The 21,760-nt window shown below is 74.5% G+C and carries 23 protein-coding genes; 11 read left to right on the top strand and 12 right to left on the bottom strand.

Annotated elements, in window-relative coordinates; all coding sequences use genetic code 11:
* Window positions 1-42 precede the first annotated feature (42 nt).
* Window positions 43-171: a hypothetical protein gene (locus tag IE245_RS37645; RefSeq protein WP_268256508.1), complete on the top strand. Its 129-nt coding sequence runs from the start codon at window positions 43-45 to the stop codon at window positions 169-171.
* Between the two features lie 100 nt (window positions 172-271).
* On the opposite strand, the gene IE245_RS03095 is transcribed toward IE245_RS37645, so the two are convergent.
* From IE245_RS03095 to IE245_RS03070, 6 genes are all read right to left on the bottom strand, one after another.
* Window positions 272-1,057, bottom strand: a complete 786-nt coding sequence (locus tag IE245_RS03095) for an endonuclease/exonuclease/phosphatase family protein (protein ID WP_189945123.1) — start codon at window positions 1,055-1,057, stop codon at window positions 272-274.
* Window positions 1,058-1,131: 74 nt separating this feature from the next.
* Window positions 1,132-2,073, bottom strand: a complete 942-nt coding sequence (locus IE245_RS03090) for an ROK family glucokinase (RefSeq protein ID WP_189945122.1) — start codon at window positions 2,071-2,073, stop codon at window positions 1,132-1,134.
* A 66-nt stretch (window positions 2,074-2,139) separates the two neighbouring features.
* On the bottom strand, window positions 2,140-2,631 hold the full coding sequence (locus IE245_RS03085) for a DUF5304 domain-containing protein (protein WP_189945121.1): 492 nt from the start codon (window positions 2,629-2,631) through the stop codon (window positions 2,140-2,142).
* Between the two features lie 55 nt (window positions 2,632-2,686).
* Entirely contained in the window at window positions 2,687-3,832 is a 1,146-nt protein-coding gene (locus IE245_RS03080; RefSeq protein ID WP_189945120.1) for an ArsA family ATPase, read from the bottom strand.
* A gap of 147 nt (window positions 3,833-3,979) precedes the next feature.
* The gene (locus tag IE245_RS03075; RefSeq protein ID WP_189945119.1) at window positions 3,980-4,420 is read right to left on the bottom strand and encodes an SRPBCC family protein; all 441 of its coding nucleotides are present in this window, start codon (window positions 4,418-4,420) and stop codon (window positions 3,980-3,982) included.
* 91 nt (window positions 4,421-4,511) lie between these two features.
* Entirely contained in the window at window positions 4,512-5,279 is a 768-nt protein-coding gene (locus tag IE245_RS03070; protein WP_189945118.1) for a metallophosphoesterase family protein, read from the bottom strand.
* Between the two features lie 260 nt (window positions 5,280-5,539).
* On the opposite strand from IE245_RS03070, the gene IE245_RS03065 reads away from it, so the two are divergent.
* A complete protein-coding gene (locus IE245_RS03065) occupies window positions 5,540-7,339 on the top strand; it encodes an AMP-dependent synthetase/ligase (RefSeq protein WP_189945117.1) in 1,800 nt (599 codons plus the stop codon).
* A gap of 51 nt (window positions 7,340-7,390) precedes the next feature.
* On the opposite strand, the gene IE245_RS03060 is transcribed toward IE245_RS03065, so the two are convergent.
* Window positions 7,391-8,533: a glycosyltransferase family 4 protein gene (locus tag IE245_RS03060; RefSeq protein WP_189945116.1), complete on the bottom strand. Its 1,143-nt coding sequence runs from the start codon at window positions 8,531-8,533 to the stop codon at window positions 7,391-7,393.
* Between the two features lie 95 nt (window positions 8,534-8,628).
* Here IE245_RS03060 and IE245_RS03055 point away from each other — a divergent pair, with 95 nt between their 5' ends.
* Both IE245_RS03055 and IE245_RS37640 read left to right on the top strand, forming a co-directional pair.
* The gene (locus IE245_RS03055) at window positions 8,629-9,906 is read left to right on the top strand and encodes a glycosyltransferase 87 family protein (RefSeq protein ID WP_189945115.1); all 1,278 of its coding nucleotides are present in this window, start codon (window positions 8,629-8,631) and stop codon (window positions 9,904-9,906) included.
* A gap of 12 nt (window positions 9,907-9,918) precedes the next feature.
* Window positions 9,919-10,053: a hypothetical protein gene (locus IE245_RS37640; RefSeq protein WP_268256507.1), complete on the top strand. Its 135-nt coding sequence runs from the start codon at window positions 9,919-9,921 to the stop codon at window positions 10,051-10,053.
* Here the strand turns inward: IE245_RS37640 and IE245_RS03050 are convergent.
* The 5 genes from IE245_RS03050 to IE245_RS03030 form a co-directional block, all read right to left on the bottom strand.
* A complete protein-coding gene (locus IE245_RS03050; RefSeq protein ID WP_189945114.1) occupies window positions 10,041-11,264 on the bottom strand; it encodes a hypothetical protein in 1,224 nt (407 codons plus the stop codon). The genes IE245_RS37640 and IE245_RS03050 overlap by 13 nt on opposite strands.
* 60 nt (window positions 11,265-11,324) lie before the next feature.
* The gene (locus IE245_RS03045) at window positions 11,325-12,350 is read right to left on the bottom strand and encodes a C40 family peptidase (protein WP_189945113.1); all 1,026 of its coding nucleotides are present in this window, start codon (window positions 12,348-12,350) and stop codon (window positions 11,325-11,327) included.
* Between the two features lie 188 nt (window positions 12,351-12,538).
* Window positions 12,539-13,585 carry a C40 family peptidase gene (locus tag IE245_RS03040; protein ID WP_189945112.1) on the bottom strand — a complete coding sequence of 349 codons (1,047 nt, stop codon included), beginning with the start codon at window positions 13,583-13,585 and terminating at the stop codon, window positions 12,539-12,541.
* 265 nt (window positions 13,586-13,850) lie between these two features.
* A complete protein-coding gene (locus tag IE245_RS03035; RefSeq protein ID WP_189945111.1) occupies window positions 13,851-15,215 on the bottom strand; it encodes an NYN domain-containing protein in 1,365 nt (454 codons plus the stop codon).
* Window positions 15,216-15,249: 34 nt separating this feature from the next.
* Window positions 15,250-15,492: a hypothetical protein gene (locus IE245_RS03030; protein ID WP_031006997.1), complete on the bottom strand. Its 243-nt coding sequence runs from the start codon at window positions 15,490-15,492 to the stop codon at window positions 15,250-15,252.
* 160 nt (window positions 15,493-15,652) lie between these two features.
* Between IE245_RS03030 and IE245_RS03025 the strand changes: the two genes are divergently transcribed.
* The 7 genes from IE245_RS03025 to IE245_RS02995 all read left to right on the top strand — a co-directional run bounded on the left by IE245_RS03025 (window position 15,653) and on the right by IE245_RS02995 (window position 21,750).
* On the top strand, window positions 15,653-16,387 hold the full coding sequence (locus tag IE245_RS03025; RefSeq protein ID WP_189945110.1) for a rhomboid family intramembrane serine protease: 735 nt from the start codon (window positions 15,653-15,655) through the stop codon (window positions 16,385-16,387).
* The gene (locus IE245_RS03020) at window positions 16,384-16,665 is read left to right on the top strand and encodes an Lrp/AsnC family transcriptional regulator (RefSeq protein WP_030758121.1); all 282 of its coding nucleotides are present in this window, start codon (window positions 16,384-16,386) and stop codon (window positions 16,663-16,665) included. The genes IE245_RS03025 and IE245_RS03020 overlap by 4 nt, the downstream gene beginning before the upstream one ends.
* 91 nt (window positions 16,666-16,756) lie before the next feature.
* On the top strand, window positions 16,757-17,017 hold the full coding sequence (locus IE245_RS03015; protein ID WP_189945109.1) for a small hydrophilic protein: 261 nt from the start codon (window positions 16,757-16,759) through the stop codon (window positions 17,015-17,017).
* Window positions 17,018-17,076: 59 nt separating this feature from the next.
* On the top strand, window positions 17,077-18,429 hold the full coding sequence (locus tag IE245_RS03010) for a sensor histidine kinase (RefSeq protein ID WP_189945273.1): 1,353 nt from the start codon (window positions 17,077-17,079) through the stop codon (window positions 18,427-18,429).
* 2 nt (window positions 18,430-18,431) lie between these two features.
* Window positions 18,432-19,091 carry a response regulator transcription factor gene (locus tag IE245_RS03005; RefSeq protein ID WP_189945108.1) on the top strand — a complete coding sequence of 220 codons (660 nt, stop codon included), beginning with the start codon at window positions 18,432-18,434 and terminating at the stop codon, window positions 19,089-19,091.
* A gap of 80 nt (window positions 19,092-19,171) precedes the next feature.
* Window positions 19,172-20,602: an SLC13 family permease gene (locus IE245_RS03000; protein WP_189945107.1), complete on the top strand. Its 1,431-nt coding sequence runs from the start codon at window positions 19,172-19,174 to the stop codon at window positions 20,600-20,602.
* Complete coding sequence (locus IE245_RS02995; RefSeq protein ID WP_189945106.1) at window positions 20,599-21,750, top strand: glycerate kinase family protein; 1,152 nt, start codon at window positions 20,599-20,601, stop codon at window positions 21,748-21,750. The genes IE245_RS03000 and IE245_RS02995 overlap by 4 nt, the downstream gene beginning before the upstream one ends.
* The last annotated feature ends 10 nt before the right edge of the window (window positions 21,751-21,760 follow it).

Below are 21,760 nucleotides of genomic sequence, written 5' to 3'. Positions count from 1 at the left end.
GTGACCGGTACGGACCCCATGTCCACAGCGGAAGGAGCAACGATGAGCAGCGACGACGAGCGCCGCGCCAAGGAGAAGGAAGAGGAAGAGCGCCGGGAGGAGGAGCGCCGGCGCCGCGAGGAGGAAGAGGCGAGGGCCGCCGAGCAGCTCAACCGGAACCTGTGGGACTGACCGGCGAAGTCCCCCGGTGACACCGCCGCGTCCCCGGCCCGGCCCCGGGACGTGGCGGCTCGGGGGCGGCCGGGAGGCCGCCCGCCGCGGCGACGCTCCCTCAGGCTCCGGGCGGGGCCTGGAGCCGGACCGCCGCCAGCACCGGAAGGTGGTCGGTGGCGGCGGTCAGGTCGGCGGGGGGCAGGCCGGTGGGGACGCCGCAGCCGAGGAACTCCACGGCGGGCGTCGCCAGGATCGCGTCGATGCGCTGGTGCGGACGCTCGGCGGGGTGGGTGTGCTCGGTGCCCCGCGGGGTCGTCGCCCAGCCGTCCCGGAGCGTCGCGGTGAGCCGGGTGAAGGCCGGTCCGCCGGGCCGTTCGTTGAGGTCGCCGGCGACGATCGTGTACGGGGTGCCCAGGGCGGCGACCCGGTCGAGGACCAGGCCGGCCTGGGCGTACCGCTCGTCCTTCCGCAGACTCAGGTGGCAGCTGACGAGGCCGAGCCGGGCGGCCCCGAAGCGGACGACTGCGGTGGCGAGGCCACGCCGGTGCAGGCCGGGCGTGAGCGGCAGCAGCACGTCCTCGGTCCGTTCCACGGTGGCGCGCAGCGAGCAGAGCAGCAGCGGTCCCGCGGCGGTCGCCCCGCCGGAGAGCACGACCAGTTCGCTCTTGGCGGCGAGCCGGGCCGCGTGTTTGCGCCAGCGGAAGAAGCGCGGCGCCTCCTGGACGAGGATGACGTCGGGCGCGCAGGCCCGGATCACCCGGGCGAGGGCGTCCTCGTCGTCGCGCATCGAGCGGATGTTGTAGCTGAGGATCCGGACCACGGCGGAGCCGTCCGGCTCGGTACGGGAGGCGGGCAGCGCGTCGTCACGGGAGGCCGGCAGCGCGCCGGTCGCGTCGAGGGCCATGGACCCAACATAGGCCGGATGCCCGCCCCGCCCCAGGGGGCGCGACGGGCATCGACCCGTGGGAACGCGGCGGGTCAGCCCTGGCGGGCCAGGTCCGCGGCGCCGACGAGACCGGCCTTGTTGCCGAGCTGCGCGGCGAGGACCTGCGCGTGCGGGCGGTAGCTGCCGCCGATCAGCCAGCGCCGGAAGGACTTCCGGATCGGGTCGAGCACGAGCTCGCCCTCGTCGGAGACGCCGCCGCCGACGATGAACGCGGACGGGTCGAAGAGCGAGGCGAGGTCGGCGAGGCCGGCGCCGGCCCAGCGGGCCAGCTCGCGGAAGGAGTCGACGGCGACGAGGTCGCCGGCGCGGGCGGCCTCGCTGACGTGCTTGCCCTGGATGCCGTCGGGGGTGCCGTCGCCGAGCGAGAGCAGGACCTTCGCGTTCTCCGGGGTCGCGGCGGCGCGCTGCCGGGCGTAGCGGACCAGGGCGCGGCCGGAGGCGTACTGCTCCCAGCAGCCCTGGCTGCCGCAGCCGCAGAGCAGGCCGTCCGGGACGACCCGGATGTGGCCGAACTCGGCGGCGACGCCGAAGCGTCCGCGGCGGAGCTTGTTGCCGATGATGATGCCGCCGCCGAGGCCGGTGCCGAGGGTGATGCAGATGACGTCCTCGTGGCCTTGGCCGGCGCCGAAGCGGTACTCGCCCCAGGCCGCCGCGTTGGCGTCGTTCTCCACCACGACGGGGAGGCCGACGCGCTGTTCGACCTTGTCCTTCAGCGGCTCGTGCCGCCAGTCGATGTTCGGGGCGAAGAGGACGGTGGCCCGCTTGTCGTCGACGTAACCGGCCGCGCCGATGCCGACCGCCTCGATCCGGTGGCCCTTGCCGGCCTCGGAGACGGCGGCGCAGATGGCGTCGACGATGCCTTCGGAGGTCGGCGGGGTGGGCACCGTGTGCGTGTCGAGGATGCTGCCCTCCTCGTCGACCACGCCGGCCGCGATCTTCGTGCCGCCGATGTCGACGCCGATGGTGAGTCCCATGTGTCCCTCAGTTTTCGGTCGAGCCCCGCTAGGGCCCACCGTACCCGAGGGGAGGCGCCGTACTGATCAGTCCAGGTCGATGGGGCGGCCGGTGGCCGGGCCCCCGCCGCCGTCCTCGCGGTCGTGGTCGTCCCGGTCCTCGCCGTCGGGCGCGCGGCGGGGGTCGTCCTCGTCGAGGCCGGGGCCGCGGGTCCAGCGGGTCTCGTGGCCCTCGACGGCCGAGCGGTAGGCGGCGAGGAGTTCGCTGCCGGCGGCGGCGAGGTGGTCGAAGACCTGCGGGTTGCGCTCGATGACCGGCTCGACGGCGGCCTTCGCCTGGTTGACGAGGCCCTTGACGGTCTCCGCCGCCTGGGCGGCGGCGCCCGCGGCCTGTCCGCCGAAGAGCGGGGCGGCGGCGCCGAGTCCGCCGGTGAGCTTCTCGGCGACGGCCTCGAAGAGCCTGCGGAACTCCTCGGCGGGCGAGCCGGGCTCCTCCCCGTGCCGCGCACGGCGGCGGGCCTTCTCCGCCTCCAGGTCCTCGGCACACGCGTCGGCCCAGGCGTCCGGATCGCTGCTCATGGCGTACTCCTCCGTCGCTTCCCTTCCTTCGACGGTACACGCCCGGGCGGGGCGGTCAGGAGGGCTTGGGCCACAGTCCGGGGTCGGGGGCGAAGCGGATCGCGAGGTCGCCGTCGACGAGGCCGGCTCCGGTGACGGTGCAGCGGCGCAGGGCGGGCGGGAGGGGCAGGGTGCGGCGGAAGGGACCCGCGCCGAGGAGGAGTTCGTCGCCCCTGCGGACGAGGGAGAGGTCCTGCTTGACGGCGCCGGGCAGCGGCAGGTGCCAGACGAGGACGCCGTCCTCCTCGCGCCGGTCCTCGACGGCCGGGGCGGGCGCGGGGGCGGGCGGCGGGCCGGGGCGGGCGGCGAGCAGGGAGAGGTCCTCGGGGCCGCGAGGCTCGCGGCCGAGGTGCGGCAGCTCGTGCAGGAGCTCGCCGGCGTCGGCGCGGAGGTCGGCGAGCCGGCGGTGCTGCTCGGCGGTGAGGGCGGCGAGCCAGGGGTCGTCGGAGGCGGCGGGGAGGAGCCGGTTGGCGATCACGGCGTCGAGGGCGAGGCCGTGCAGGGCGAGGCCGAGGCGGGCCTCGCGGAGGGCGGCGCTGGCGGCCGGGCCCGGTTCGAGGACGAGCCGGACGGTGGTGCCGGGTGCTTCGACGACGGCCTGGACGGCGGCGAGTTCCCGCTCCCAGCGGGCGGTGGTCTCGTACAGCCACTGGGCGGGCATGGGGACGCCGGCGAGCTGGGCGAGCATCGGGCGCAGCGCGCGGGCGGCCTGGCGCTCGGGCGGCAGCAGCCGGCGGAGGTAGCGGCGGAGCTGTTCGGGGAGGGCGAGGACGGTCAGCGCCTCGCGCAGCGGCGGCAGGTCGACGACGGCGAGGTCGTGGTCGCCGGCGGCGGCCTCGCGCAGCGCCCGGAGAAGGGCGAACTGGCGGCTGCCGGGCAGTTCGGTGAGTTCGGCGTCCTCGAAGGGCGCGGCGCCGAGGAGGTCGAGGACGGTCCCGGAGCGGGACTGGAGGGCGAGGAACTCGCGCCGGAAGTCGCCGGCGGGGTCGGTCCGCAGGACGGTGAGCGTCCCGGGGGCGGCGGCGTCCACGGCCGGGCCGGGGTCCGTGTCACCGGGGACGAGCAGGACCCGGCGTCCGGCGTGGGCCTCGGCGAGCGCGGTCGCGACGGCGACCGTGCTCCGCCCGGCGCCGCCGGTTCCGGTGACGAGGATGATCCGCATGCGGCTGACGCTATCGCGGCCCGGCCGGGGCCCGGTCTCCGGGCGTCCGGCGTCCGGCATCCGGCATCCGGCATCCGGCATCCGGCATCCGGTCGGACGGTCCGGGGGGCCAGGGTGGGCCCGGGGGAGCCAGGGTGGGCCCGGGGGTCAGGCCCGGGACTCGACGCGCTTCTTCAGGCCGGCGAGGGCGCGGTCGATGATGACCTTCTCGGCCTTGCGCTTGATCATGCCGAGCATGGGGATCTTGACGTCGACGGTCAGCTGGTAGGTGACCTCGGTGCGGTCGCCGGCGAGCGGGGTGAGGCGGTAGGAGCCGTCGAGGGAGCGGAGCATCTGGGACTTCACGAGCGTCCAGCTGACCTCGTGGGCGCCGGTCCAGGTGTACGCGAGGGTGTGGTCGTCCTTGATCGCGCCGGCGTCGAGGACGAGCCGGACCTTCTCCGCGCGGCCGGTCTCGTCGGTGGAGAGGACCTCGGCCTGGGTGACCTCGCCGGTCCAGTCGGGGTAGCGGGCGAAGTCGGCGATCACACCCATGACGTCGGCCGGCGCCGCCTCGATGGTGATGCTCGAGCTGGTGTGTTCGGCCATCGCGGTGGCTCCTCCACTGTGCGGTCCGGCGGAAGTCAAGGGGCACGGACACGTGCCGGGGGAAGGCTATCGCGCCCCCGTGCCGGCCCCGTCACCACTCCAGGGCGAAGGGGCGGCCGGTGGCGGCGAAGTGCCCGACGTTCACGCACTCGGTGGCGCCGATCCGCATCCGGCGGGCGAGCGGCTGGTGGACGTGGCCGAAGAGGGCGTAGCGGGGCCGGGTGCGGCGGATGGCGTCGAGGAGGGCGCGGCTGCCGCGCTCGAAGCGGCGGGCGACGGTGTCGTAGGTGAGGTCGGGGACCTCCGGCGGGATGTGGGAGCAGAGGACGTCGACCTCGCCGAGGGCCTCGACCTTGGCGGCGTACTCCTCGTCGGAGATCTCGTACGGCGTGCGCATCGGGGTGCGCAGGCCGCCGCCGACGAAGCCGAGGACGAGGCCGCCGAGCTCGACCCGCCGGCCGTCGAGGACGGTGGTTCCGGGGCGGGCGTACTCGGGCCAGAGGGCGGGGATGTCGACGTTGCCGTAGGTGGCGTAGGTGGGGGTGGGGAAGGCGGCGAAGAGTTCGGCGTACTGGCGGCGGACGGCGGCCTCGATGGCGGTGTCGCGGTCGACGTCGAGCCCGGCCCAGAGGCTGCGTCCCAGGTCGCGGGCCTCGTCGAAGCGGCGGGCGGTGCGCAGTTCGACGAGCCGGTCGGCGTTGGCCACGCCGAAGAGGTCGGGGAAGATGCCCCGGCTGTGGTCGGCGTAGTCGAGGAAGAGGACCAGATCGCCGAGGCATATGAGGGCGTCGGCGCCGTCCCCCGCCCGGGCGAGGGCGTCGGTGTTGCCGTGCACGTCGCTGACCACGTGGACTCGCATGATCCCCACCTTAGGCCGTCGGACCTGCGGTTACTTGGGAGTCCGCAAAGCTGTGGATTACTGTGCGCGGAGGGCCGTCACGCTGGTGTGACGCAGAGAACATCTGACCGGAACCCCCTATCGGGAACCACGTACTGGTGGGTAACGTCCGGGCAGTCCACAGTCGTGCTCGCCCCCACCGAGCACCTGCCCGATCATGGACCGCACCGGTGCGAGCACCACAGAGCCGTGGCACCGGAGCCCGATGAGGAGCAGCAGTCTTGCGCGAGTTCAGCCTTCCGGCCCTGTACGAGGTCCCCTCGGACGGCAACCTGACGGATCTCATCCGCCGCAACGCCTCCCAGCACCCAGACGTCGCCGTGATGGCCCGCAAGGCCGCCGACGGCGGGTGGACGGACGTGACCGCCAAGGAGTTCCTCGCCGAGGTCCGCGGGGCCGCCAAGGGCCTCATCGCCGCCGGGGTCGGCGTGGGCGACCGCGTCGCGCTGCTCTCCCGCACCCGCTACGAGTGGGTGCTGCTCGACTTCGCGATCTGGAGCGCCGGCGCGGTGACCGTGCCGGTGTACGAGACCAGCTCGCCGGAGCAGATCCAGTGGATCCTCGGCGACTCGGGCGCCTCGCTGGCGATCGTGGAGACGGCCGCGCACCAGGCGTCGGTGGAGTCCGTGCGCGGCGGGCTGCCGGCGCTGACGGGCCTGTGGCAGATCGAGGACGGCGCGGTCGCCGCGCTGACGGCCTCCGGCGCGGAGGTCTCGGACGAGGCCCTGGACGCCCGGATGTCGGCGGCGAACGCGGACGACCCGGCAACCGTCGTCTACACCTCGGGCACCACCGGCCGCCCCAAGGGCTGCGTGCTGACCCACCGGGCCTTCTTCGCCGAGTGCGGCAACGTGGTGGAGCGCCTGAAGCCGCTCTTCCGCACCGGCGAGTCCTCGGTGCTGCTCTTCCTGCCCGCCGCGCACGTCTTCGGCCGGCTGATCGAGGTGGCCTCCGTGATGGCCCCGATCCGCCTGGGCTGCCTCCCGGACATCAAGACGCTCACGGACGAGCTGGCCTCCTTCCGGCCGACGCTGATCCTCGGCGTCCCGCGCGTCTTCGAGAAGGTCTACAACTCGGCGCGGGCCAAGGCGCAGGCCGACGGCAAGGGCAAGATCTTCGACAAGGCCGCGCACACGGCCATCGCCTACAGCCGGGCGCTCGCCACCCCGCAGGGGCCGTCGCTCGGCCTGCGGCTCAAGCACAAGCTCTTCGACAAGCTGGTCTTCTCGAAGCTGCGGGCGGTGCTCGGCGGCCGCGGCGAGTACGCGATCTCCGGCGGCGCGCCGCTCGGCGAGCGGCTGGGCCACTTCTTCCGCGGCATCGGCTTCACCGTCCTGGAGGGCTACGGCCTGACGGAGTCGTGCGCGGCCACCGCCTTCAACCCGTGGGACCGCCCGAAGATCGGCACGGTCGGCCAGCCGCTGCCGGGTTCGGTGGTGCGGATCGCGGACGACGGCGAGGTGCTGCTGCACGGCGAGCACATCTTCTCGAAGTACTGGAACAACGAGGCGGCGACCGCCGAGGCGCTGGCCGACGGCTGGTTCCACACCGGTGACATCGGCACCCTCGACGAGGACGGCTACCTCGCGATCACCGGCCGCAAGAAGGAGATCCTGGTGACGGCGGGCGGCAAGAACGTCGCCCCGGCGGTCATCGAGGACCGGATCCGCGCCCACGCGCTGGTCGCGGAGTGCATGGTGGTCGGCGACGGCCGCCCGTTCGTCGGCGCCCTGGTCACCCTCGACGAGGAGTTCCTGGGCCGCTGGGCGAGCGAGCACGGCAAGCCGGCCGGCGTCACCGCCGCCGCCCTCCGCGACGACCCGGACCTCCTCGCGGAGGTCCAGCGGGCGGTCGACGACGGCAACGCGGCGGTCTCCAAGGCGGAGTCGGTCCGCAAGTTCCGCGTCCTGGCCGCCCAGTTCACCGAGGAGGCGGGCCACATCACCCCGTCGCTGAAGCTGAAGCGGAACGTGGTGGCGAAGGACTTCGCGGACGAGATCGAGGCGCTCTACACCAAGTGAGTCCCTGCGGAGAGGGGCCCGGCGCGTTGCGCCGGGCCCCTCTCCGCATGCCTACAGCAGCTCCCTGAGCCGTTCCGCCAGCAGGTCCCAGCGCCACTTCTCCTCCACCCAGGCGCGGCCCCGCTCGCCCATGCGGGCGCGGAGCTCGGGGTCGAGGAGGAGGGCGGTGACGCGGTCGGCGGTGTCCTCGGCGGACTCGCCGCGGACGACCCAGCCGGTCTCGCCGTCGAGGACGGCGTCGGGGGCGCCGCCGGAGTCGCCGGCGACGACCGGCAGACCGGTCGCGGAGGCCTCCAGGTAGACGATGCCGAGCCCCTCGACGTCGAGGCCGCCGCGGCGGGTGCGGCAGGGCATGGCGAAGACGTCGCCGGCGCCGTAGTGGGCGGGCAGCTCCGACCAGGGCACGGCGCCGGTGAAGCGGACGGAGGCGGCGACGCCGGTCTCGGCGGCGAGCCGGCGCAGCTCCTTCTCGTACGGGCCGCCGCCGACGATCAGCAGGACGGCGTCGGGCACCTGCCGCAGGATCCGGGGCAGGGCGCGGATCAGGGTGTCCTGTCCCTTGCGCGGGACGAGCCGGGAGACGCAGACCACGACGGGGCGGTCGGTGAGGCCGAGTCGGGCCCTGACCCCGGCTCCGCCGGAGCCGGGGTGGAAGGTCTTCTCGTCGACGCCGGGCGGCAGCTGCACCATGCGGGCCGCGGCGGCCGGGGTGAGCGCGGACGCGATGCGGGAGCGGGTGTACTCGCCGAGGTAGGTGATCGTGTCCGTGCCCTCGCCGATCCGGCGCAGCAGCTGCCGGGCGGCGGGCAGCTGGGCCCAGCCGGCCTCGTGCCCGTGGGTGGTGGCGACGAGCCGCTTCGCGCCGGCCCGGCGCAGCGCGGGCGCCATCAGGCCGAGGGGGGCGGCGGCGCCGAACCAGACCGATGCGCAGCCGTGCTCGCGCAGCAGCGCGGTGGCCCGGGCGGTCACACGTGGTGTGGGCAACAGCATGGTGGTGCGGTCCCGGACAACCGTGAAAGGCTGTTCCGCGTCGAACAGAGCGGTGGCCTCCGCGCCTTCGCGGCCGCGCTTCCAGGTGGAGGCGTAGACCACGAGCCGGTCGGGGTCCAGTCGCAACGCCATGTTGTGCAGGAACGCCTGGATTCCGCCGGGACGCGGCGGGAAGTCGTTGGTTACGATCAGGGTCTTGTGCATCGTGACAGACAGTACGTGATGGCCTGCGATCGCACCCACGCCCGGCACCACCCCTCTCCGCGCGAGCGGACCGACAGGACAGGAACAGGACAGGTATGACGGGCGCAGTGGAGATCGGCTCGCGCACGGCTGGGCGGCTGCGGGAATGGCGTCTTCCGCTGGGGCTGTGGGCGCTGACCAGGATCATCCTGCTGATCTGCGTCTTCAAGATCGTGGTGGTGCCCGGCCCCGACGTCACCAGTGACGTGGAGCAGATCTACCAGAGCTGGTACGAGGTCCTGAAGACCGGCACGTACCCGCAGGACGACGTCACCTGGCAGTACCCGCCGGCGGCGGCCCTCGCGATCCTCTCCCCCGCCCTGCTGCCGTTCCTGAACTACTCGGCCGCGTTCTTCGTGCTGGCCTTCCTCTGCGACGCCGCCGTCTTCGGGCTGCTCGTGTACACGGGCGGGCGGCCCGGCCGGTCGACGCGCGGCGCGTGGCTGTGGCTGGCGGCGGTGCCGCTGATGGGCCCGACCGCGTACGCCCGCTACGACATCATGGTCACCGCCGTGGCCGTGGCGGGGCTGCTCGCCGCGATCCGCAGCCCGCGGGTGCTCGGCGCGCTCGCCGGGTTCGGCGCGGTCCTCAAGGTGTGGCCGGCGCTGATCCTCGCGGGCACCCCGAAGGGCCGGGCGACCTGGCGCTCCTGGCCGGTCGCGGCCGGCACGGCGGTGGGCGTCCTCGCGCTGTGCATGGTGTGGATGCCGGGCGGGCTCGCCTTCCTCTCCTTCCAGAGCGAGCGGGGCACGGAGGTCGAGTCGCTGGGCGCGATGGTCTTCCACGTGGCCCGGCACTTCGGCTGGGACGGCGAGGCGCGGATGAACTACGGCTCGATCGAGTTCCTCGGCCCGTACGTCTCCTGGGTGTCGAAGGGCGCCATGGCGCTGACGGCGGCGGCCTTCGGCTGGCTGCTGCTGTGGCGGTTCAAGGCGCGCCGCTTCACCTCCTCGACGGTCGCGGACGCGGCCTTCGTCGCGGTGCTGCTCTTCACCGCGACGAGCCGGGTGATCTCCCCCCAGTACATGATCTGGCTGGTCGGCCTGGCGGCGGTCTGCCTGGTGTACCGCTCCAGCCGGATGCGGACGCCGGCGTACCTGATCCTGTGGGCGACGGCGGTGACGCAGTTCGAGTTCCCGGTCTGGTTCTCGCACGTGACCCAGAGCGACTGGCTGGGCATCGGCGTGCTGTTCCTCCGCAACGGCCTGCTGATCGCGGCGACCCTGATGGCCTGCCGGATCCTGTGGAAGCACACGGTCACCGAGGCCGGCACGGTCATCCCGGTGCCGCAGGGTCAGCCGGAGCGCGAGAAGGTCCTGACGGGCTCGGCCTGAGCGTCCCGCCCGGTGCGGCGGCGCGGCACCGCCGGCGCACCGCGCGGCCGCGGCATGCTCCGCGTCGCCCGCGCGACCGGCACCGAGGAGGAGGCCCGGCTCGCCGGGGCCCTTGCCGAGCTCGACGCCCGCGCTCAGCCGAGCTGAGCGCGCAGATACGCCCGCCAGTCCGCGGTGAATCGTTCCGGCGTCGTCTCCAGGACCTCGTGCAGGGCGTTCTCCACCGCGCCCTCCCGCCCCGGGTGGGCACCCACCTCCCGGTAGAAGGCGGTGAGACGGTCCTCGCCCCAGCGGTCGGCGATCATCGCGCAGGCGAGCCAGGCGCTCTCGTAGGAGTGGGCCAGGGCCTCGCCGTCGCCGTCGAAGCCGAAGTCGGCGTCCTCGGGGAGCGCGGCGGGCGGGTTCCCGGCCCGCACGGCCCGGCGCAGCTCGGGGGCGGCCTGGGCGGGGGTGCGGTCGGAGCCCCGGTAGGCGGCCCAGTCGGCGAAGCCCTCGGAGAGCCAGACCGGGGTGGCCGGCGAGGTGTGGGCGCGGGTGGCGACGTGCACGGTCTCGTGGGTGAGGATCAGTTCGCGGCCGAAGTCGCCGAGCACCCCGTACGCCTCCGGGTTGACGATCACCCGGTCCGCGGGCGCGTCCGCCCGGCGCCGGGTCTCGCCGGTGGTGACGGCCGCTATCCCCCGGTACCGCGAGCCGTCCACCGCGAGCAGCCCGCCCATGTCGTCGAGCGAGGCGGGGACGAGGACGAGCACCCGGCGGGCCCACCCGGGGCTCCAGACCGCGTCGACGGCGGGCACCGCCCGGTCGGCGAGCCGGGCGATCTCGGCGAGCCGCTTCCGGTCCTGGCCGACGCCGAGGACGAGGGAGCGGGCGCCGCGCACCGCGGTGACCTCGCCCTGCTCCCAGAGCCGCACCGGGGCGCCCTCGGCCGGCCGCTCCCCGGTCACGTACCAGCGCCCGTCCCGCTCGGCGAGGTCGACGATCCGGTCGGCGGCGAGGGGGCCGGGATCGTACCCCTCGACGCGGTGGCCGCGCTCGACGCGGGCGGTGAGCCGGCCCTCGCCGGTCCGGTCGACGCCGGTGACGCGGTAGGACCAGCCGGCGAGCGGGACGGCGGCGAGCCGGCGGAACTCGGTGCGCGCTTCGGCGCGGTACGAAGGGGCGACGGCCGCCAGCCAGGCGGTCTCGTCGCGGTCGAGGAGGGCCTCGGCGTGCCGGTCGAGCAGGGCCCGCACCTCGCGGAGGGCCGGGTCGGCGGGCGGGGCGGCGGTGGAGCAGCCGACGAGCGCGGCGAGGGCGAGGAGGAGGGCGAGCAGCGCGGCTCCCGGCCGTCGCGCCCCGCACCCCTGTTCCTCCACGCGTCAGATCGTACGGAAGGGTGACGGGGTCGCGCCTCCCGGCGCCGGAGGCGGGCGGGCTCAGGGCCGGGTCACCGTCACGTGCGACATCATGTTCACCGGGTCGTAGCGGACCCGGGCGCCCGGGTAGGGGGCGTGGATGACCTGCCCGTTCCCGGCGTAGATGGCGACGTGACTGGCGTCGCCGCGGTACGTGACGAGGTCGCCGGGCTGCGCCTGGGAGAGCGGCACCTGCCGGCCCGCCTGCCGCTGGGCGGCCGAGGTGCGCGGCAGGCTGATCCCGGCCTGCCGGTACGCCCAGACCATCAGCCCCGAGCAGTCGAAGGCGGTCGGGCCGGTCGCGCCCCAGACGTACGGCTTGCCGACGGCCCTGCGGGCGGCGAGGACCGCGGCGGCGGCCCGGGAGTCGGCCGGGCCGAGGTCGGCGGGCGGCGGCAGCTCCTCGCCGGGGCCGTCGGCCCGGCCCCCGGAGCGGGAGGCCCGCTCGTAGTCGGCGCGCTCGGCGGCGGTCAGGGAGGCGAGGAGCCGGCGGGCCTCGGCGAGCTTGCGCTCCACGGACCGCTTGTGGCGGGCCACCTCGGCGCGGCTGCGTTCCAGCTCGGCGAGGGCGGCCCGGCCCTCGGCGCGCTCCTGGTCGAGGCGGTGGCGCTCCTGCCGGAGCTCGGTGAGGGCGGCGGTCTGCCGGGCGGTGACCCGGTCGAGGACGGAGGCCCGGTCGAGGTAGCTGTCGGGGTCGGAGGAGAGCAGCAGGTCGAGGGTGGGGTCGAGGCCGCCGGAGCGGTACTGGGCGCCGGCGAGGGCGCCGAGCGCGCCCCGCATCCGGTTGATGCGCTCCTGGCCGCGGGCGAGGCTGTCCTGGGCCAGCCCGACCTTGCGGCGCAGCGCGTCGGCCTTCTCGTCGGCCCGGTTGTAGCTCTCGGTGGCGCGCTCGGCCTCCTCGTAGAGCCGGTCGACCCTGGCGCGGGTGGCCTCGGTGCCGGCGCCCGGGTCGGCGCTCGCGGGGACGGCGCCGAGGGAGGCCGCCGCGGTGGCCGCGGCGGCGGCGGTCAGGACGGTGACCCGGGCGGGTCGGCGGTGGGAGGCCACGGCTCGCGCTCTTTCGTTCGGCTCGTGCGGACTGGCGCGGCAGACAGTAGCCGCTCCTTCCCCCGCGTCCAACGAAGGCGCCGGGCACACAAAATGACGCCCCGCCGGAGATCACGAGGTCACCGGCGGGGCGTCAGGTCAGCGGAGCGTGCGGCGAACCACCCGTTCGGGCGGCACGGCCGGGCGGGTCAGCCGCCGATGCGGACGCCGAACTGGAAGGTGCCCATGTAGTTCATGGACTCGTAGCGGACCACGGCGCCCGGCTTGGGGGCGTGCAGGATCGTGTTGTTGCCCGCGTACAGGCCGACGTGCGACAGGCCGTTGAAGAAGACCAGGTCGCCGGGCTTGAGCTGGCTGCGGCCGATCTTCACGCCGTCGTTCTGCTGGGTGTAGGTGGTGCGGGTGAGGCCGGCGCCGGCCTGGCGGTAGGCCCACTGCGTCAGCCCGGAGCAGTCGTACGCGTTGGGGCCCTCGGCGCCGGAGACGTACGGCTTGCCGAGCTGGGTGGCGGCGGCGGAGAGCGCGGCGGCGCCGAGGCCGCTGGCCGGGGCCTCGTTGCCGAGGTCGAGGCGGGGGGCGGCGGCGCGGGAGGCGCGCTCGGCCTCGGCCCGCTCCTCCTGCTGGATGCGGGCGCGCTCCTCGGCGGTGAGGGTGTTGAGGAGCGTGCGGGCGTCGGCGAGCTTGCCCTGGATCTTCTTCTTCTTCTCGGCGAGCGTCTTGCGGACCTCTTCGAGGTCGCCGAGCTTGGCGGTGGCCTCGGCGCGCTGCTGGGCGAGGCTGCGCTGCTTCTCCTGGATGTCGGCGAGGACGTCGGCCTGCTGGTCGGTGACCCGGCCGATGGCGGACGCCTTGTCCAGGTAGTCGTCCGGGTTCGAGGAGAGGAAGAGCTGGATCGCCGGGTCGATGCCGCCGGAGCGGTACTGGGCGCTGGCGACCGAACCGATCTGGTCCCGGAGGGTGTTCAGCTCCTGCTGACCACGGGCCACCCGGTCCTGGATCTGGCCGATCTCCTTCTGCAGCTTGCCGCGGCGCTCCTCGGCCAGGCTGTGCTGCTCCGTGGCCTCCTCGGCCTCGTGGTAGAGCTTGTCGACCTTCGACTTGACTTCGTCGATCTTGGGCTTGGGGGCCGCCTGGGCTCCGGTCTGGGCGGAGAACGCGACGGCGGCGGCCGCGGTCGCGGTGAGCACGGTCACACGGGTGCGGCTCGGCTGCTTGGGTCGACGGTGGGACGCCACGAAGGCGAGCTCCTTCTTCCTCGAGCCGCCCGGCCGGTCAGGGGCAGGCGGTTCCTCCGCGGACCGCCCTGATGGGTGATCAACCGCGCGAAGGTTCGAGGCCCGACCCTAGTGACCAAGTTGTGATCAGTTCAAATCCCGCTGGCAAAAAACTCGCCCACGCACCACTTTATTTACGCACATCACACCGGCTGTGACGGGCACTTGACGGATTGCCGTCCATAAATCGGTCATAGGGCACAACAGTTGTGAGCCGGGCGAGTCGTTATGAGAGACGCGAAAGCCGCTTGAGGAGCAGAGCCGACGCCACCGGCCGGGCACCGGCCTTCGCGACGCCGTCCGCCACCTCGCGGTCGGTGGAGACCACCACGACCGGCCGGCCCGGCGGTTCCGCCCGCACCAGCTGGCGGATCAACTCGTCGGCCGTGACCCCGGGCTTGGAGAACAGCACCCGCACCCCGCGCGGCGGCGCCAGGAGCACCGGCGCGGCCAGCTCGGCCCCGTCGAAGACGCAGGTGACCTCGGCGCCCGAGCGGGCCGCGAGGGCGGAGAGCCCGCCGAGCAGCCGCAGCCGCTGCTTCTCCAGCGGCATCGTCGGGTAGCCGGTCTTGGTGACGTTGTAGCCGTCGACGACGAGATGGGTCTGCGGCAGCTCCAACAGCTGGTCGAGCAGGGCCGGATCGGTCTCCGACAGGGCGCGCGCCGCGATGTCCTTCGGGGACATCCGCCCCGGCTCCACCGCGTCCACGGTGTCCGCCGGGTGCACCGACACCGGCGGCAGGGCCAGTTCGCGCCGGAGCCCCTGGGCCGCGTCGAGGACGGTGTCGAGCAGCAGCCGCAGCCGCATGTCCTCCACCGAGCGCCCCTCGCGGGCGGCCCGGCGGCTCGCCTCCAGGGCCGCCTCGACCTCGCCGAGCCGGGCCTTGAGCCGCCGCGCCTCGCTCTCGGCGGCGGAGACCTGGGCGGCGGACTCGGAGCGCGCGGCCTCGATCTCGCCCTGGGCGCGCCGCAGCGCCGCCTCGCCGCGCTTGACGTCGCTCTGGGCGCTGCGCAGCTTGCGGTGAAGCGATTCGGCTTCCTTGCGGGCGCTCTCCAGGTCGTGCCGGAGCTGCTCGGTCTCGTCCCGGGTCCGCTCGCGGGCGGCGGCCAGCTCCTCGCGGAGCCGCTCCAGTTCGCGCCGGCCGGCCTCGTCGGCGCGCTCGGCGTCGGCGCGCTGGACCTCCTCGCCGGCGGCGGCCACCAGCTTGGCCCAGCCGGCCGGACGGAGCACGTACGCCACCGCGGCCACGTCGACGGGGTCGGCGGCGGCGGGCGGGGTGCCGCCCTCGACGGCCCCGGCCAGCTCCGGCTGGGCCTGCTTGAACCGTTCGCCGATCCGCTGCCGGAAGAGCGGATCGCCCTCCAGGGCGGCGGCCATGGCGTTGCCGGCGAACTTGGCGCGCCGGCTCGCGGTGAAGCGGGCGTACTGACGCAGGGGGGCGGGCAGCTCGGCGACGGTGAGGCCGCCGAAGGCGTCGGCGACCAGCGCGATCACCCGCCGCCGCACCCCCTCCGGCAGGGGATGGTCGAGCGTCTCGGCAGCGTCACCTGCCGCGCCGGCCGGTTCGTCACCGTGCGCGGACTGCTCCACGATCCGTCACCCCTACTGTCGTCGGCGCCGTCCGTCAGGACTCGACGCCCGGCTTGTCCACCAGTTCGATCTGGTCCACCGCGTTGCACCAGCGGCAGCGGACCGACTCGATGGTCTCACTGAGCACCTCGCGCTCCTCGACCTTGGGCTCCCCGGCGAGGTCCAGATGGACGTACTCGACGACCTTGGACGAGCGCGTCACGTCGAAGCGGGTCAGGTTGCCGCACAGGGTGCAGCGCCAGCGGGTCTCGTCGGTCGGCAGGGGAACCGTCGTCATGGTGCCGTCCTTCTTCCTGTCGTGGTGGTACCAGGTACGGGAGCCGCGGTGCGCCGTCGGACTGCGGTGCTCGATCAGGTAACCCTACGGCCTCACCGGACGGCGCCCGGTCCGGCGAGGCACTCTGTCCACTTCGTCCGTCTTGGGCCATGCTCTGTGCATGATCGACTGGCGAGCCACGGCCCTGGGCGCCTACCGGGGCGTCCGGACCGGACCCGCGGTGACCTACGGGCTGATCGCCGCCTGCTGTCTCCTCTTCGTCGTCAGCCCGGTCTCCGGCCTGAACCCGTCGTACGGGACCGGGGACGAGGTGCTCGCGGCGCAGAGCGCGTACTTCCGGCGGTGGGGGGTGGTGCCGGCCGAGCTGACCCGTGGCGACCCGGACGCCCTGCTCACCCCCTTCACCGCCCTCTTCGTGCACGGCGGCTGGCTCCACCTGCTCGGCAACATGCTCTTCCTGTGGGTCTTCGGGGCGATGGCCGAGGAGCGGATGGGACACGTCGAGTTCGCCCTCTTCTACCTGGGCACCGGCTACCTCGCCCTGCTGGGCTACGCGATGGCGCACGCCGACAGCGGGCAGACCCTGGTCGGCGCCTCGGGGGCGATCTCCGCGGTGCTCGGGGCCTTCCTCTTCCTCTTCCCCCGCTCCCGGGTCACCAGCCTCTTCCCCTTCCTCTTCTTCCTGCCGCTGCGCTTCCCGGCCTGGGCGGTGCTCGTCTTCTGGTTCACGCTCCAGTGGCTGGCCGCGCGCTCCGCGGGCGCGGGCCCCGGGGTCGCCTATCTGGCCCACGTGGTGGGGTTCTCGGTCGGCTTCCTCTACGCCTGGGTGCGGTTCCGGGGTGGGGATAGAGTGAAAACCCCAGCAGCGGCGACCGAGGGAGACAGCCAGCCGTGATCACCGCGATCGTCCTCATCAAGACCAGCGTGGACCGCATCCCCGAGATCGCGGAGTCGATCGCCGCGCTCGACAACGTCAGCGAGGTCTTCTCGGTGACCGGCACGTACGACCTCATCGCGATGGTCCGGGTGCCGCGCCACGACGACCTGGCCGAGGTCATTCCCGGCCGGATCAGCAAGATCCCGGGCGTCGAGGGCACCGACACCCACGTGGCCTTCCGCACGTACTCGCAGCACGACCTGGAGGCGGCCTTCGCCATCGGCCTGGAGTCCTGAGCCAAAACCCGGGGCCCGCACGACGCCCGGATGAAGGAATCCTCATCCGGGCTTCATCCGGGGCCGTGCCCGCGCGCCCGACCCTGGCGGCATGTCCTTCACCCACCGCATGGCCGGACTCGTCGCCGTCGTCGCCGTCCCGCTCGGGATCGCCGCGACCAGCTACGCGCTGACCGACGAGCCGGCGGCGCCGCGGGTCCCGCCCGCCGTCCACCTCTCCACCCCGCCGACGCCCACGGCCCCCTCGGCGCCTCCCGCGCCTCCCGCGCCCACGACGCCTCCGCCCTCCGACTCCGTCGTGCCCGGCCCCTCCGCCACGGGCGGCGACGACGATGACGACGATCACGAGTGAAGCGCACCGAACACCGTCTCTCCGCCCGGGTCCGCATCCTGCTCTGGCTGCTGCTCGTCATGGCGGTCGCGCTCGCCGCGGTCGCCGTGGTGACCCGCACCCTGCTGCTGCGCGACGCCGACCACCGCATCAACCAGTTGCTCACCCAGGAGACCGGGGAGTTCGCCAACTTCGTGGCCCAGGGCGTCGACCCGGACACCGGCCGGCGCTTCACCGACCCCGAGGCGCTGCTGCGGGTCTTCCTCCAGCGCCAGTACTCCGACCCGGACGAGGAGCTGCTCGGCCTGGTCGGCACCGGCGGGCCCGGCCCCCGGGTCGTCCGGCAGTCCCGTGACATACCGAGCCCGCTGCCGCTCCACCGCGACCGGCCCGCGCTCGACGCCATCGCCGCCGCCCCGGAGCCCTGGGGCCGGATCGACCGGAGCCGGGGCGAGGTGCGGTGGGCGAAGGTGCCGATCGAGACCGGCGGCCCGCCCTCCGCCTTCGTCGTCGCCTTCCACGCCGACCGCGAGCAGGCCATCGCCGACGAGGCGTTCCGCATCCTGCTCGCCATATCCGGGGTGGCGCTGCTGCTGACCACCGGCATCGGCTGGGTGGTCGCGGGCCGCATCCTCGCCCCCGTGCGGCTGGTGCGGACCACCGCCGCCGAGCTGACCGAGCGGGACCTCACCCAGCGGATCCCGGTGCAGGGCAAGGACGACGTCGCCGCGCTCGCCGAGACCTTCAACGCGATGCTCGACCGGCTGGAGCGGGCCTTCGCCGGCCAGCGGCAGTTCGTCGACGACGCCGGGCACGAGCTGCGCACCCCCATCACCATCGTCCGCGGCCATCTGGAGCTGATGGGCGACGACCCGGCCGAGCGGGCGGAGACGGTCCGGATCGTCACCGACGAACTGGACCGGATGAGCCGGATCGTCGAGGACCTGCTGCTGCTCGCCAAGGCCGAACGGCCCGACTTCGTGCGGACCGGGCCGGTGCAGCTCGGCGAGCTCACCGCCGACGTCTTCGTGAAGGCCCGGGCGCTCGGCGAACGCGACTGGGTGCTCGACGCGGTGGCCGACGGGGAGGCCGCGCTCGACGCCCAGCGGATCACCCAGGCGATGGTGCAGCTCGCCCAGAACGCCGTCCAGCACACCGTGCCCGGCGCGCGGATCGCGATCGGCTCGCGGGCCGCCGCCGGCCGGATCGAGCTGTACGTCGCCGACCGCGGCCCCGGCGTCCAGGAGCGGGACGCCGCCGTGATCTTCGAGCGCTTCCGGCGGGGCACCGCCCGCCGCGGGGCCCGCACCAGCGGCGCCGGACTCGGCCTCGCCATCGTCCGGGCCATCGCCGAGGGGCACCGGGGCGGCCGGGTCGAGCTCCGTCCCACCGAGGGCGGCGGGGCCACTTTCGTACTTGTCTTCGAGGAGTGATCATGAACCGCGTGCTGATCGCCGAGGACGAGGAGCGCATCGCCTCCTTCGTCGAGAAGGGCCTCCGCGCCAACGGCTTCACCACCTCCGTGGCCGCCGACGGCGACACCGCGCTCGCCCGGGCGCTCACCGGCGGCTTCGACCTGATGGTCCTGGACATCGGACTGCCCGGCCGGGACGGCTTCACCGTCCTGCGCGAGCTGCGCGAAGCCCGGGCGACCCTGCCCGTCCTCGTCCTGACGGCCCGTGACTCGGTACGGGACACGGTGGCCGGCCTGGAGGGCGGCGCCGACGACTGGATGACCAAGCCCTTCCGCTTCGAGGAGCTCCTCGCCCGGATCCGGCTGCGGCTGCGCACCGCCGCCCGCGCCCCCGAGGTCACCGTGCTCCGCAGCGGCGACCTGAGCCTGGACCTGCGCACCCGGCGGGCCCGCGCCGGGGACCGGACGGTGGACCTGACCGCCCGTGAGTTCGTCCTCCTGGAGCTGTTCCTGCGCCATCCGGGGCAGGTGCTCTCCCGGGAGCAGATCCTCTCCCACGTCTGGGGGTACGACTTCGACCCCGGCTCCAACATCGTGGACGTGTACGTGCGGGCGCTGCGGAAGAAACTGGGCGCCGAGCGGCTGGAGACGGTCCGGGGCATGGGGTACCGGATGCCCTGACGCGCCCGGCCGCGGGTGCGTGAACCTTCCTTCACGGAAGGCTCATCGGAGGCTCACCGGCCGCCCGGAGGGTGGTTCCCGTGAACCTCTCCCTCCGCCAGGCCGTCTGGCTCTGCCTCGCGCTCAGCGTCTGCGCGGTGCTCGCCGTCCCCGGCACCGCCCCCGGCCTGGACGGCGGGGCCCGGCTGACCCTCGCCGTCTTCGCCCTCGCCACCTGCGCCTGGATCGCCGCCCCCGTCGACGACACCTACATCGCGCTCGGCGCCGGGCTCGCGCTCACCGTCACCGGGGTGATCAGCGCCGACACCCTCTTCGCCACCCTCGGCGACGCCACCGTCTGGCTGCTGATCTGCGCCTTCGTCCTCGCGGCCGCGGTCACCCGGACCGGGCTCGCGGGCCGCGCGGCCGCCTTCCTCGTCACCGGCGCCGGCTCCGTACGCCGGCTGGTCCACCTGACCACCGCCGCGCTCGTCGTCACCTCCTTCGCCGTCCCGGCCACCTCCGGGCGGGCCGCCCTCGCCCTGCCGGTCTTCCTCGCCCTCGCGAAGGCGCTGGCCGGCCGGCGCCGGCTCGTGGTGATGCTGGCCCTGCTCTTCCCCACCGTCATCCTGCTGTCGGCCGTCGCCACCCTGATCGGCGCGGGCGCCCACCTCATCACCGTCGGGGTCCTCCTGGAGCAGACCGGCGAGGGCATCGGCTTCGCCCGCTGGCTGGTCCTCGGCCTCCCCCTCGCCGTCGTCGCCTCCCATCTGGCGGCGGAGGCGGTGCTGCTCACCACCACCCGCCGCGAGGACCGGCGGGCCCCCGTGCGGATCACCGTCGCCGCGCTCCAGGAGCACTCCCCCACCCCGGTGTCGGGGCCGCTCACCCCGCCCGAGCAGCGCTGTCTGCTGCTGCTCTGCACGGTGGTGGTGCTGTGGTGCGCCGAGCCGCTGCACGGGGTCTCGCCGGCGGTGGTCGCGCTGATCGGCGCGGTCGTCGCCTCCACCCCCGCGCTCGGCACCGTCCGCATGAAGGACGGGCTGAAGGCGGTGCCCTGGCCGATGCTGCTCTTCATGGCGGCGACCACCGCGATGGGCGTGGCCCTCGTCGACTCCGGCGCGGCCGGGTGGCTGGTCGGCGGGATGCCGGCCGGGCTGCCCCCGTGGGCCTTCCTCGCCGTCGTCGTCGCCGTGAGCACCGCCGCCCATCTGGCGCTCCAGTCCCGCTCGGCCCGCTCCTCGGTCCTGGTGCCGCTGGTGGTGGCCGCGGCGGTGGGCGCCGGGATCAATCCGGTGGCCGCCGCGCTCGCCTCCACGGCCGCGGCCGGCTTCTGCCAGACGCTGCCCGCCTCCGCGAAACCCGTCGCCCTCTTCGCCGAACCGCCGGACGGCGTCCCCTCCTTCACCCCGCGCGACCTGCTGCGGCTCTCCGCCGTACTCGCCCCGCTCAGCGCCGCCCTGGTGCTGTTCTTCGCCCTCGTCGTCTGGCCGCCGCTCGGCGTGCCCGTCCTTCCGGAGTCCCAGCCGTGAGCCTGCACATCGCCGTCGCCCCCAGCGGTTTCAAGGAGTCGCTGTCCGCGCCCGAGGCCGCCGAGGCCATCGCCGAAGGGCTGCGCCGGGTCCGCCCGGACGCCGTGGTCGACCTGATCCCGCTCGTCGACGGCGGCGAGGGGACGGCCCGGGCCCTGGCCGCCGCGACCGGGGGCCGGCTGCTGCCCCGGATCGCGACCGGTCCCCTCGGCCACCCGGTGCGGACCCACTTCGCACTCCTCGACCGCTCCTCCGCGGTGGTCGAGATGGCGGCCGTCGCGGGCCTCTCCCTGGTGCCGGCCGGCCGGCGCGACCCGGGTGCCACCACCACGTACGGGGTGGGGGAACTGATCCGGGCCGCGCTGGACGCCGGGGCCCGCCGCATCCTGGTCGGCTGCGGCGACTCCGGCACCTCGGACGGCGGAGCGGGTGCGCTCCAGGCCCTCGGCGCCCGACTCCTGGACGCCGGGGGATCCGAACTCCCCCTGGGTGGAGCCGCGTTGACCCGGCTCGACCGGATCGATCCGGTCGGCCTCGACCCGCGGCTCGCGGCCGTCGAGCTGCTCGTGGCCTGCAATCCGTACAACGTGCTCACCGGCGAGCGGGGCGTGGCCCGGGTCTTCGGCCCGCAGAAGGGCGCGGGCCCGGAGCGGGTCGAGGAACTGGCGGCGGCCCTGGACCGCTGGGCCGCCCTGCTCGTACGGGACCTGGGCGCGCCCGCCGGACTCGGTACGGCTCCGGGGTCCGGGGCCTCCGGCGGCCTCGGCGCGGGACTCGCCGCGCTCGGCGCCCGGCTGCTCCCCCGCTTCGAGGTGCTGCTCGACCACGTCGACCTGGACGCCCGGCTGGCCCGCGCCGACCTGGTGATCACCGCGGAGGGGGCACTGGACGGCCAGACCGTGCGGGGCAAGGTCCCGGCGGAGGTGGCGCGCCGGGCCAGGGCCCACGGGGTGCCGGTGCTCGCCCTGGCCGGGACGCTCGGCCAGGGCGCCCACGAGGTGCGGGCGGCGGGGGTCGACGCGTACGGCTCGATCCTGCCGGCCCCCGTGGGCCTGACCGAAGCCCTGGACCGGGGAGCCGAGTTCCTCGCGGACGCGGCCGAACGGGCCCTGCGGATGGTCCTGTTGGGAACCCGGCTCGCGGCCTGAACCGGCCCGG

The organism is Streptomyces roseolus (assembly GCF_014649855.1).
GTDB lineage: Bacteria > Actinomycetota > Actinomycetes > Streptomycetales > Streptomycetaceae > Streptomyces > Streptomyces roseolus.
The sequence above is the reverse complement of the archived record's forward strand: the minus strand, read 5'-3'. Positions and strand labels throughout refer to the sequence as shown.